Annotated in this window: 11 protein-coding genes and 1 pseudogene; 8 read left to right on the plus strand and 4 right to left on the minus strand. The window is 71.5% G+C overall.

The genetic code is table 11. The features are described from left to right. Positions 1 to 29: 29 nt before the first annotated feature. From NZH93_RS36995 to NZH93_RS37010, 4 genes are all read left to right on the plus strand, one after another. Positions 30 to 833: an SDR family oxidoreductase gene (locus tag NZH93_RS36995; RefSeq protein WP_259627939.1), complete on the plus strand. Its 804-nt coding sequence runs from the start codon at positions 30 to 32 to the stop codon at positions 831 to 833. Between the two features lie 57 nt (positions 834 to 890). Continuing rightward, on the plus strand, positions 891 to 1781 hold the full coding sequence (locus tag NZH93_RS37000) for a helix-turn-helix transcriptional regulator (protein WP_259627940.1): 891 nt from the start codon (positions 891 to 893) through the stop codon (positions 1779 to 1781). A gap of 205 nt (positions 1782 to 1986) precedes the next feature. After that, a complete protein-coding gene (locus tag NZH93_RS37005) occupies positions 1987 to 2346 on the plus strand; it encodes a hypothetical protein (RefSeq protein WP_259627941.1) in 360 nt (119 codons plus the stop codon). Between the two features lie 185 nt (positions 2347 to 2531). Then, positions 2532 to 2699: a hypothetical protein gene (locus tag NZH93_RS37010; protein ID WP_259627942.1), complete on the plus strand. Its 168-nt coding sequence runs from the start codon at positions 2532 to 2534 to the stop codon at positions 2697 to 2699. 95 nt (positions 2700 to 2794) lie between these two features. On the opposite strand, the gene NZH93_RS50955 is transcribed toward NZH93_RS37010, so the two are convergent. Next, complete coding sequence (locus tag NZH93_RS50955) at positions 2795 to 3568, minus strand: RICIN domain-containing protein (protein WP_259627943.1); 774 nt, start codon at positions 3566 to 3568, stop codon at positions 2795 to 2797. Positions 3569 to 3743: 175 nt separating this feature from the next. Here NZH93_RS50955 and NZH93_RS37020 point away from each other — a divergent pair, with 175 nt between their 5' ends. Continuing rightward, positions 3744 to 4022 (plus strand): hypothetical protein, encoded by a 279-nt coding sequence (locus NZH93_RS37020; RefSeq protein ID WP_259627944.1) that lies wholly within the window; start codon positions 3744 to 3746, stop codon positions 4020 to 4022. A gap of 156 nt (positions 4023 to 4178) precedes the next feature. Continuing rightward, a complete protein-coding gene (locus NZH93_RS37025; RefSeq protein ID WP_259627945.1) occupies positions 4179 to 4709 on the plus strand; it encodes a hypothetical protein in 531 nt (176 codons plus the stop codon). Between the two features lie 364 nt (positions 4710 to 5073). Here NZH93_RS37025 and lanKC read toward each other — a convergent pair whose 3' ends face one another. After that, complete coding sequence (gene lanKC / locus NZH93_RS37030) at positions 5074 to 7677, minus strand: class III lanthionine synthetase LanKC (RefSeq protein ID WP_259627946.1); 2604 nt, start codon at positions 7675 to 7677, stop codon at positions 5074 to 5076. Between the two features lie 51 nt (positions 7678 to 7728). Next, the gene (locus tag NZH93_RS37035; protein WP_259627947.1) at positions 7729 to 9177 is read right to left on the minus strand and encodes a S8 family peptidase; all 1449 of its coding nucleotides are present in this window, start codon (positions 9175 to 9177) and stop codon (positions 7729 to 7731) included. A gap of 219 nt (positions 9178 to 9396) precedes the next feature. On the opposite strand from NZH93_RS37035, the gene NZH93_RS37040 reads away from it, so the two are divergent. Continuing rightward, positions 9397 to 9624 (plus strand): hypothetical protein, encoded by a 228-nt coding sequence (locus NZH93_RS37040; RefSeq protein WP_259627948.1) that lies wholly within the window; start codon positions 9397 to 9399, stop codon positions 9622 to 9624. 107 nt (positions 9625 to 9731) lie between these two features. Then, positions 9732 to 10370: a helix-turn-helix transcriptional regulator gene (locus NZH93_RS50960; RefSeq protein WP_259627949.1), complete on the plus strand. Its 639-nt coding sequence runs from the start codon at positions 9732 to 9734 to the stop codon at positions 10368 to 10370. 18 nt (positions 10371 to 10388) lie between these two features. On the opposite strand, the pseudogene NZH93_RS37050 reads toward NZH93_RS50960, so the two are convergent. Then, positions 10389 to 12289 (minus strand): annotated as a pseudogene (locus tag NZH93_RS37050) (AfsR/SARP family transcriptional regulator); the annotation flags it as partial.

Below are 12289 nucleotides of genomic sequence, written 5' to 3' on the forward strand. Positions count from 1 at the left end.
GGCTTCCGCGACAGAAGGAACGAAAACCCATGGCGGACAACCAGTTCACCACTCACGCAGGTCTCTTCGACCTGAGTGGGAAGCACGCGCTCGTCACCGGCGGCACCAAGGGCATCGGGATCATGATCGCCCGCGGTCTCCTGCAAGCGGGCGCCCGCGTCGTCATCAGCTCGCGCGACGCGGACAACTGCGCGAAGGCACAGCACCTGCTGTCCGAGTTCGGCGACGTCCGAGCGATCCCCGCCGACCTGTCCAGGCACGACGAGTGCCGTCGCCTCGCCGATCTCGTCGAGGGCGACTCGGAGCGCTTGGACATCCTCGTCAACAACGCGGGAGCGATGTGGCGCGAGCCGCTGGAGACGTTCCCGGACGAGGCCTGGGACGAGGTGCTCGACCTCAACCTCAAGTCGCCGTTCTGGCTCGTGCAGGCGCTGCTCCCCGCACTGCGCCGGGCGGGCACCGCCGATGACCCCGCGCGGGTCATCAACATCGGCAGCATCGCCGCCATCCACGTCGCCGCGTCGCCCAACTACTCCTACGCCAGCAGCAAAGCGGCGCTCCACCAGCTCACCAGGGTGCTCGCCAGGGAACTGGGCCCGCAGCACGTCACGGTGAACGCGGTGGCCCCAGGACCGTTCCCGTCGCACATGATGGCCTCCACGCTCGACGCCATCGGCGACAGCATCGCGGCGAAGGCCCCCCTGCGCAGGCTCGGCCGCGACGACGACATGGCGGGCGTCGCCGTGTTCCTCGCGAGCCGGGCCGCGTCCTACCTCACGGGCACCGTCATCCCGGTCGACGGCGGCATCGCCACGACCGCGACGGGGACCTAGGCACGGGGGTACCAGCAGGACCTCCCTCCGCCCGCGGACAGCGCCTACCGTGACGGGGTGACCACGACCGATCTGCGCACCGAGATCAAGGAGTTCCTGAGCTCCCGTCGCGCGCGGATCACGCCCGAACAGGCCAGGCTGCCCGCCTACGGCGGCAACCGCCGGGTCAAAGGTCTCCGGCGCGAAGAGGTGGCCCTGCTGGCAGGGGTGTCGGTCGACTACTACGTGCGCCTGGAGCGCGGCAGCCTCGCGGGCACCTCCGACGGGGTGCTCGACGCGCTGGCCTCCGCGTTGCAACTCGACGAGGCCGAGCGCGACCACCTGTTCCACCTCGCACGGCGGTCCAGGACGCCCAACGCCCCACGCCGCAGGCGCCCCGCCGTGACGGTGCGCCCGACGCTCCAGCGGGTGCTCGACGCCATCACCGACGCGCCGGCGTGGATCTGCAACGGCCGCTACGACGTGCTGGCCGTGAACCACCTCGCCCGCGCGCTGTACTCACCGGTGCTGGCCGACCCGCGACGACCGGCGAACACCGCGCGCTTCGTGTACCTGGATCCCGAAGCCGCAAGCGCGTTCTTCGTCGACTACGACCGCATCGCCCGCGACGTGGCCGGGAAGCTGCGCATGGAAGCCGGCCGTCATCCGCACGACGAGGGATTGATAGCGCTCGTCGGTGAACTGTCGACCCGCAGTGAACTGTTCAGGCAGCGGTGGGCGTCCCAGGACGTCCGGCTCCACCGGTCCGGACGCAAGCGCCTGCACCACCCGGTGGTGGGCAGGCTCGACCTGGACGTCGAGTCGATGGAGATGCCCGCCGAACCCGGCCTGATCCTGAACATCTACACCGCGCCCGCGGGCACGGCGACCGCGGACGGCCTGGCCGTGCTGGCGTCGTGGGCGGCCGGCCAGGAGAAGCAGGCGACCGAGGGGCGAGCACTCGGCTGACCGCTGTGACGCGCTTGGTCCGTCTCCCTGCGAAGCCCAGGCCACTCCTACGCCGCGCTGGGCGACCACGACCCGGAACTGTCGGTGCCGGGCGTTAGCGTGCGGCCGTGGACGAGACCTCGCGAACTCGCCGGATCGCTCAGGAGTACGTGTACCGCACGGACTAGGGTGTGGCCTACCTCGGGTGCGGTAAGGAGCCAAGCGGGTGCGCGTAGTGGCGAGAGCGGGCCGGTTCGGGCTCCTGCTCGCGTTGCTGCTGGTGCTGCTCGGAGTGCGAGCACCCACCGCGTCGCACCTCGGCGACGAGAGTCCGGCGTCGGGGTTCGGGTCGGCGTCGACCACCCCGACCATGTACGACGGCGTGCAGGACCGCGTGCGGCTGTTCGCCGTGGCGCGGGCCGCGCAGGCGGCGCCGTTGCCGGACACCTGGTGGGCCACGTGCCCACGAGCGATCGGCACCAGCGTCCCGAGTGGACGCCTGCCCATCGGCGACGTCGGTTGCACGGGGACGACGTCCGCGATTTCGACGCAGCAGTCGGGCCGGGCGCCCCCGCGTTCGGTCTGATCCCCACAAGGGAGCCGTCCCGGTCGCACCCGTCTCGGTGCGCACCGCGGTAGCGACCTGCTCGCACGTCATTCGCCTCGTACTTCTCCGCTGCGCCACGCATGTCCCACCGCCACAGGTCCCCGGACCGACGGCGGTCGTCGACGCGTGCTCAGCGCTGCCGAAAATGCCCGGAGGGCTGGACCATGTTCGCTGTTGTGCTGGTGCTGTTCGTCGCCGTGATCTTGGTGGGAATCGGTTTCCTGGCGGCGATGCTCGTCAAGGACAAGCCGATGTACGGCGTGATGGGGCTCGTCGTACTGGCCGGTCCGGGTGCCGTGTTCGCGATCCTGACCGCCGCGTTCCAGGGCTGACCACACCTCCTCGCACGCCGCCGAGTTCGCCAAGGCCCGCGTCCTCGACGAACTCGGCGATCGTGCGGGTGGGATTCAAACCGTTCGGCGGCTGATCACTCGGGCACGGTGATCCACCGCTGGGCTTCATCGCAGTCGCGCTGAACCATCCGCACACCGCCGCGCACCTCTGGCCCTGGCGCGCCCAAGCACAACCGGCTGTGCATATTCACGATCCGCAGTCCCCCGGACACCTGTTCGAACCGCCAGAACTGGTGTTCCCGGCCCAGACATTCCCATTGCACGACGTACGACTGTTCGGCGACGCTTTCCTGGAACGCCTCCAGGCACAGCGACGGCCGACCCAACGCCCGCACCTGGAAGAAATTCCCATCGGACTTGTGCGGATCACCGATCCGCCACATTCCCAGCTCGCGTGACGACGATTCCACCGACACGACGTGCGCACCCCTGTCACCGGGATCTTCCACCACCGCCAGCCGCAGATCGGAATCGCTGTGCCGAATCACGACCGGCCGATGGTAAACAGCGTTCGTGTCCCCCGGCGTCGCCACGAACCAGACCCCGGCGGCGACCACGACGACCGCCGCCGCCACGGCGACCCACTTCCACGGCCAAGCGGGCCTGCTCGCCCGCGCGGGGTTCACGAGTCGCTCCCGCAACCCGATGAACTCATCGACCAGATCCGCCCGGTCACACGCGTGCAAGATCGCCCGCAGCTCGTTCGCGGTAGGCAGCCGATGACCTCGCTCGATCGCCGACAGGTCCGGTCTGTGCAGGTAGAAGTGGTTGCGCTGGGCGTGGTCGGCGATGTTCTGCTGCGTCTTGCGCCCGCGCAGCTCACGCAGCGCGGCCCCGAACTCCGCCACCGTCGCGGCCTCGCTGGTGTTCACATCGCCTCCACTGAGTGCTCAACCGATCACGCAGTGTAGGAGCTGTCGGGGACATTTCCCCGACAACCCGACGACCCCGAACGGCTGGTCCACCCGCTCGGAACGCGTGCATCCTCAGTGCCGTCCAGTCCACTCCACCAGAGGAGTCGTCATGAAGGCAGCGGTTCTGCTCGGAGCGGTCGTACTCGCCGCTTCAATCACCTCACCGGCCGTCGCGAATGCCGCGTCGGTCAACTGCACGAAGAACCTATGGCACACCGTCGGCAACATCACCTGCACGAGCACCGGCGGCCGTTACACGTTCTCGGACGTGTACGCGGATTGCGACAACCAGTCCGACATCCACCGCAGGCAGTGGGTGATCGACGGTTCGTCGACCCAGCGCTTCGAATGCCGGCACAAAATCAACAACATCCACACCGTGATCTGACGGAAAACCGAGGCCCCGGCCACGCGCCGGGGCCTCGGCCCGGTCACCGGTCGATCCACGCGCACATGATCCGGGTCGATGAACGGATCGATGCCGTTTTCGTGAACCACCGGTGCCAACCTCCCCCTGTCAAAACCCTTCTTGACAGGAGGAACTGTGGAAAAACTGCTGAAACGCTTCGTCACGGTGACGGTGGCTGTCGGGCTCGGCGTGGCCGGGCTCCTGCTCACCGCCTTACCGGCCAGTGCGGCACGGGTCGTGACCACGATGGAGGCCTCGGCCAGCATTGTCTCGTCCGGGACCGTGGTCGGAACGGCGCAGCGGAACACCGCTGTCAGGAGCTATTGCCTTGTCGGTTCGAACGCCCTGATCTACAGCGCGGGCGCCAACCGCTTCGGGTTCGTCCCGAGGTCGGCGCTGGTCAACGAGACCCAGGGCGCCAACTGCTTCAGCGGCGGAACCGCTGGGCAGGTCCAGAACGACGCCGACATGAGGTCGTGCGCGGGCTCGAGCTGCGGCACGGTGGTCGGCGACGCCGCGCCGTTCGACAACCTGCGGATGTACTGCCAGATGTTCGACGCGTCCTCCGTCCGCTGGATGGCCATCTTCAACACGAACGGGTCGCAGACCGGCTTCGTGCGGTCCAGTGCCTTCACCTCGATCCCGCCCACCCTCTCGACGTGCTGACGGTCGCCCTCGGCTGACCCGATCGCGGGCGGAAGCCGCGCTTCCCGAGGATCGCTCCTCGGGAAGCGCGGTGCGTTCACGACGCGGCTGCGGGACGGTGGGCAGGTTCACTCGCCGGGTGACGTTCAGGCCTTCGTCAGGTGCTGGTCGTGACGTGGAGCGTGGTCGCGATCTCCCTGTTGGTGTGTCCGCGCGCGGCCCGAGCCGGGAGGGAGATATCCGGCTCGGGCCTGGACGGGGCTACTCGGACGTGATCGGCTGTGCGACCGCCAGGTGCCCGATGCTGCTCCAGTTGCTCACCAGCGCGGCCGCGGGCGCGGACTCGGGCTTGAGTTCCTGGAGTTCGAGGATGGACGTCATGTCTTCACCTCCTTCCGGGTCGGAGGTCGGTCGGCTCCGTGCCGGTGGGGCACGGAGGTCCGATCCCTGGTAGGGGGACCGGCGATCGGGTGGCCGCGTGCAGCGCGACGAGCACGCCCGCGGAACCGGTGGCCAGGTCGACGGAGAGCCGGTGCAGCCGTCTGCCGGGGAAGTGGAGGTCACCCCGGTAGCGCACGGCGTGCCAGGACAGGTCGCGCAGGTGCCGGTCCAGCACCTCCGTGCCCAAGCCGGCAGGCCGCGACGCCGCGTAGACGATCATCCCGGCCCGGCCCTCGTACAGCCCCGGCGCCGCGACCAGTCGTGCGGAGCACGCGCGATCAGCCGCGGCGAGCGCGCGGACGAGGTCGGGCGACGCCGCGGCGCCGGGGTGGGCGGAGATCACCAGGCCGGTGCCGACGCCGCCCGCGGCCAGGTACGGCACGAGGCGGTTCTCCCCGTCGTCGCGGAGGTGCAGCGCGCCGTTGCGGAAGTCGGCCTTGGCGACCTCGCCCAGGAGCGCGCTCTCCGCCGCGGCGAGCCAGTCCCGCTCCCCCGTGTGCTGGTGCAGGGCGAGGAAGAGCGCGCCGAGACCGGTCCGCCCGTGCATGAGCCCGTTGGCCCGCGGCCCGGCGCCGTCCTGGACCAGGCCCCTCAGCGCGTGCCCGATCCGCAGCGCGCGGTCGACCAGGTGCCCGTCCCCGGTCGTGACGCCGAAGTGCAGCAGCCCGTAGGCGACCCCGGCCCGGCCGGAGTGGAGTCCGGGGTCTCCCGGCAGGTCCGGCGCGGCCACGACCCGGTCCAGCACGCGCAGGGCGTCGCGGGTGTTCCCGCCGCGCTGCAACGCCCAGGCGATGCCGGTCAGCCCGTCGTACAGGCCGATTCCGACGTCGTCGCGGCACGTCACCGCGTCGACCAGCCAGCACTCCAGGTCGCTCGGCGGCGAGTACCCGCACGAGGTCAGGGCGTGCAGCACTCCCGCCGCCCCGCAGGACAGCCCCAGCGCCGCCCCCGGTGACGCGAACTGCTCGACGTCACCGGGGAACAGGCGGTCGTCGCGCTCGGGGGTCGCGCTCGCCACGATCCCGGCGGCCAGGGAGTCCATCACCCGCCGCCACCTCCCCGCGTCCTCGCACGACGTCGAGGGCCAGTCGGCCGACTCCGATCCCAGGGACCCCGTGGGCAGCCGACCTCCGGACGCGGCGGCGAGGTCCGCCACGACCGCGGCGCCGTACTCGAGGGGAACGGGGTACAGCTCGTGGATCGTCCGCGCGGCGAGAGGGGCCTTGGACGCGTCCAGGTGCAGCATCGTGTTCAACGGCAGGAAGAGGTACAGCCGCAGCGCCGCCAGCGCGAAGCGGTCCACGTCCGCACCGCGGCGGGCGCTCGGCGAGAAGAACCCCGGCGTGCCGAGGGAGAACGGCTCGTCGTCGCCGACGGCGAAGGACACCTCGAAGTCCACCAGCGCGCACCGGCCGTCGGGGCGGACGAGGACGTTGTGCGGGGAGAGGTCCCCGAACACCACTCCCCTGGTGTGCAACGCACCGAGCGCGGCGTCGAGCTGGTCGAGCACGTCGAGCGCCCACGCGGTGTACTCGGCGAACACCTCGGCGGTCGGGTGCGGGTGCACCAGGGGGCACCGCCGGGTGAAGACGTCCTCCAGCCGCTCGCCCTCGATGAACTCCTCCACCAGGAAGTGGTGCTCCCACACCGTGCGGTGCTCGTACACCTCCGGCACGAAGTCCAGACCCGCCAACGACTCCAGGACGGACCACTCGCGCGAGAGCCGTTCGACGGCGTCCCGGCCCGCCGCGTCCAGCCCGGCGTGGGGGCGGGCCTCGCGCAGCACGACCGTGCGACCGTCCCGGAGGTCGACCGCCCGGTAGATCCCGCCGCCGTTGGAGAAGTGCAGCGCCTCGACCACCTCGAACGGGAACTCGTCGACGTCCGCGACCTGCGACCCGTGCGCCTCGACGTGCTCGGCGAGGAAGTCGGGGACCGGCGCCCACGGCGGGCTCCGGAAGACCGTGCCGCGCACGTCCGGCACCAGGTCGCCGTCCGGGCCGCGCAGCGCGGGAACCCGTTCACCGGCGGCGTTCTCGCAGTACCGCTCGACGAACGAGCCGTAGCGGACGAACAGGCACGAGTCGTTCCACCGCAGGTCGCTCAGGACGTACGGCCCGGACACCCCGGCCAGCAGGTCGGCGAGGTCGACCAGGACGGCCAGCAGCCGTTCGTCGTCGGCCGGGTAGATCGTCACGAGCTTGCCGCTGGACCGGCGGTTCGCGTACTTGCCGTTGGCCAGCGCCGCCAGCACGGGGTCGCGCAGGAACTTGAGCGCGATCCCGTGCGCGAGGCAGTACTCGACCGCCACGTCGACGACCCGCTCCACATCGTTCGCCGAGGCGGATAGGTGGACCTTCCACCCCTGTTCCACGGCGAGCGCCCCCGGTTGGAAGAGGGTCACCCACGGCCCGCGGTGCTCTCGTCGCCAGCCTGCCGGGAGGGTGGTCGTGGCGGGCTTGAACCAGGCGGACAAGCCTTCCGCCCTGCCGGGGTCGTCGTAGAACACCGGGTCGGCGAGGCAGTGCTCGACGTACTGGTCGTCCAATTTGGACTCCGCTTCCTCGACGGGCGTGGACGATCGGGGTTCGCCGTCGCGTCAGCGGGTGACCGCCGTGAGGGCGTCGACCAGGCCGTGGCCGTAGAAGCCGTTGTAGGAGGACGTTCCCGAGCAGACGGCGTCCGCGGTGCCGTCGTGGTCGAAGTCGTAGTGCGGCGGGCACGGCAGGGGGCGCGCGCCGCGGAACAGCAGCGACCTCACCTGGGCGGGGGTGGCGTGGGGCCGGACGGACTTGATCAGCGCCGCGACCCCGGCGACGATCGGAGCGGCCATCGAGGTGCCGACCGTGTGCTGCCAGCCGCCCGGCACGGGGGCGAGGATCTGGTTGCTCTCCGCGGGTGCGGACGGCTGCTGGTAGTCCTCGACCTCGCCGCCAGGCGCGGCCACGTCGACGATCCCGAGGCCGTGGTTGGAGTACGAGGACTTCAGGTCGTGGGCGCCGGTGGCGGCCACCGCGATCACGCCCGGCGCCTCGGTCGGCGAGACGAAGCACCGCGACCGGTCGACGACCCGCGTGACCGGCGAGCTGTCACCGGGGCTGAACCGGTCCTCGATGGTCGGCGCGGCGAGGTCGAAGTTGTCGTTCATCGCCGCGGCCACGTTCACCACACCGCGGGACTCGGCGTAGCGGACGGCGCGGTTCACCGCCTCCAGGAGCGCCTTCTGGTCGGGGTCGTCGACGCAGTTGAAGTACCAGGGGTCGGAGTAGAAGCTCATGTTCGTCACGTCCGCGCCGTGGTCGGTCGCCCAGACGAGCCCGCACACCACGGCTTCCGCGTAGAACATCCCGCCGGAGGCCACCTTCACGCCCGCGACGCGGACTCCCGGCGCCACACCGACCGTGCCGACGCCGTTCTTGGCTGCGGCGACGATCCCGGCCACGCTCGTCCCGTGCGACGTGGTCGGACGCGGCGGCCGCCACGCCCCCTCCGACGGGTCCGGGCTGCCGCCGACGCAGTTCGCCGAGGCCTCGCGGTCGAAGTTCGGCGCGATGTCCACGTGCGTGTCGTCCACCCCGACGTCGAGCACCGCCACCGTCACGTCCCGACGTCCGAGCGTCCTGGCGTGCGCCCGGTCGGCCTTGACCGCCCGCATCTCCCACTGCTGCGGCTCCAGCGGGTCCTGTGCCGTCCGACGCTCCCCGGCGGCGTCCGCCTCGGCGTCCCGTGCGGCCGTGAGCGGGGCGGTCCTGGTCGCGCCGACCGAGGCCACACCGGGCACCGGCCGCAGCGTCGCCGCGAAGTCCGGGTTGTCGGACCTCGCGACCAGCACGCCGATCCGGTCGTAGCCCGCCGTCACCGTCCCACCTGCCCGGACGACGGCCTCCCGCACGCCCTCCACCGAACCGCCGGGCCCCGCGTTGACCACGTAGGTCAGCACGGGCCCCTCGGCCGCGCCCGCGGTCCCGGCCGTGCTCATCACCACGACGAGCGCCGCCACCAGCGCCCTGCCGGTCCTCGACGCGCGCACCACACCAACCCGCCGCATTCTTCTCCTCGTTCACCGCTCGACCGGGCGGACGACGTCCGCACCTCGACTGCGGCCATCCTCACCGCGCCGTGTCCACACCGGTCGCGGTGAAGGCCGGAACGGCACAAAACCCTGCGCGACCGACGCAGATCGGCCCCACCGGACCTCGGCGGCCCCTACCGTCGCCGTCGACGAGCGACCGCTCGTCCGTCCCGACCGAACTTCGAAGGAGCGGTTTTGCGCGTAGTCACCAGTCTGGTCCTGACCGCGGGTGTGCTCGGTCTGGCACTCGTCGGCACCGCACAGGCACGACCCGCCGACCCGGCGCCGCGGTTGTGCCTCGGCGCCGCGGTGGAGCCGCTGTTCAAGGGCCTCAACGGTTCCTGCAACCCGATCCCGCACGGGAGCACGGCGCACGAATGCCCCACCTGCCCCGGCTACGGTCTCGACAGGCGTGAGGGCTGACCTGGCCGGACCTCACGGCGGCCGTCGCGGACAAGCGGCGGACAAGGTCGACGCAAGCCACTCCGGCCAGTCTTCCCGGCACAGCACCCAGCCGGGAGAGGTTCACCGTGAAGACCCCAGAGTCGTCCAGCGGGAGTCGCACCACCGTGTGCGTGCCCGAACCGCTGACCGCGGCGGCCGCCACCGAGATGCTCCAGCACAACCGCGGCTTCAGGATCGTCGCACGCGAACGGATGCGCGAGGCCGACGTCGTGCTGGTGTCGAGCGAGTCGGGCGACGTCGACTTCGTGCGCTCGCTCCGCGCGGTGCACGAGCAGGGCGGCACGCGGGTCGTCGTCATCCTCGGCTCGCCGTGGACCGCCGACCTCTTCACCGCCGTCGGGCTCGGGCTGGCCGCGATCGTTCCGCGCGGCAAGGTCAGCGCGGGTGGTCTGGCGAGGACGCTGGACGTGGTCGCGAAGGGCGGGGCCGTGTTCCCGCTCGACATCCAGGCCGTCGCGCTGAGGCAGATGCGCGTGGCGCAGCGGGTGCTGGAGCAGCGCGGCATGCTGGCGTGCGGGCTGGACACCCGTGAACTCGACCTGCTCCGCGGTCTCGCGGACGGCATGAGCCTCGACGAGATCGGCGCGCGCATGTGCTACTCCAAGCGCACCGTGACCAATGTGCTGGCAGGCCTCACCTCGCGGCTCGGACTGCGCAACAGGACGCAGGCGGTCGCGTACGCCCTGCGCGCCGGAGTCCTCTGACCGTCCGTTGTGGACGTGTCACGGGTGTGCGGCGGTGTCCCGTTCGGCGACGAGCGCGGCGGGCGATTCGGCCTGCCGCAGGCGTTCGAGCAGGCCCAGCACCCTCGCGGCGTCCGCGGCGCGCTGCTGCACGACGTAGGAGTGGACCGCCTGGTTCCACCTGCTGGTGGTCCGATCGAGGTCGTCGCGCATCGCGTACACCCAGCCCACGTTCTCGGCGGTGTCGCCGATCGAGTACTCGTCGTCGTTCTCCACGGCGATGGCCAACGCCTCGTCGTAGTGGTCCGCGGCCTGGTCCAGCCGCCCGGTCCGGCAGGCGATGTGGCCCAGGGTGTCCAGGATCGCGGTCATGGCGTGGAAATCGCCGGGCACGACCAGCGTCACGGCCGTTCGCGCCGCCTCCTCCGCCCTCTCGTACTGCTCGCACCCCGCCGCGTACCAGGCCACGCTCGCCAGCACGCGCAGGGTCAGCGAGGGGTCGTCCAGCGTCCGGTTGATGGCCTCGGCGCGGTCGCACTGGTCGAGCGCCCCCTGCGAGTCCCCCACGGTCTGGAGGCACTCGGCGAAGGTCAGCAGGCAGAGGACCTGGTCGAACGGCGAGCCCACCACGGTCGCGAGCGCGACGGACTCCTCCAGCAGCTCGACCGCGTCCGCGAAACCGCCGATGCGTCGGCTGGCGTTGCCCAGCCTGCGCAACGCCAGCAGCAGCACCTCGCCGTCGCCCAGCGCTCGGGCGGAGGCCAGGCCCACCGTCCACAGCTCGTGGAGCAGGTGCGGGTGGCCGACCTGCTGGTAGTAGGCGGTCTGCGCCCACGCTAGCCGCCACACGACGCCGTGCCACCCACGAGCCACCGCCTCGTGCTGGGCCGTCACCAGGCAGGCCGCTTCGGCCCGGAACCAGTCCAGCGCCTCCTTCGGCGTGGTGAACCCCAGCGGCACGCAGCCCGGTTCCGGCGGATCGATCGTGATCCACGGCCTGGTCGGGTCGGTCGGGTCCAGCGGTTTCTGCGCCGCGCACGCGCTGTGCAGGTAGAAGTCGGTCAACCGCGGCAGCGCGGCGTCCCGTTCCGCCACGGGCAGGTCGGCCGCCCGCTCGAACGCGTACAGCTTGACCAGGTCGTGCATCCGGTACCGACCGGGCTGGTGCTCCTCGACCAGCGACGCCCGTTCCAGCGCCGACAGCGCCGCGCGGGCCTCGCCCGTGCCGAGACCGACCAGGCTCGCCGCCGCCGCGAGGCTCAGGTCCGCCTGGGGCGCGAGGCCGAGCAGCCCGAACACCCGCACCAGGTCCGGTGGGAGCGCGGCGGACGACCAGGAGAACACCGCCCGCACGCTGACCGCCCCGCCCACGTCCAGCGCGGCCAGCCTCGCGGTCTCGTCGCGCAGCTCGCACACCAGCGACTCCAGCGAGAACCGCGCGTGCTCCCGCGCACGGGTCGCCAGGATGCTCAGCGCCAGCGGCAACCCACCCAGCAGTGACGTCAGCGCGTCGACCGCGGCGGGCTCGGCGGCCAGCCGCTCGGGTCCGAGCCGGGTCGCGATCAGCTCCCGGCTCTCCGCGCGGCTCAACGAGGGCACGGTCACGGACGTGGCGCCGTGCGTCGCGGCCAGGCCGTTCAGGTTGTCCCGACTGGTGATCAGGACCGCCGCCGACGAGCCGCCAGGCAGCAGCGGCGTCACCTGGCCGACGTCCCCCGCGTTGTCCAGCACCAAAAGGAGCCCGCGGTCCGCGACCAGGCTGCGGTACAGCCCGATCTGGGCGTCCGGTTGGGACGGCACGTCACCGGGTGCGACGCCGAGCGCGGACAGCAGGCTCAGCAGCGCGACCTGGGGCGGCAGCCGCTCGTCGGTGGGCGAGAACCCCCGCAGGTCGAGGAACACCTGGCCGTCGGGGAACCGGTGGGCGTTGCGGGGGGCCC

It is taken from the genome of Umezawaea endophytica (assembly GCF_025061645.1).
Lineage (GTDB): Bacteria > Actinomycetota > Actinomycetes > Mycobacteriales > Pseudonocardiaceae > Umezawaea > Umezawaea endophytica.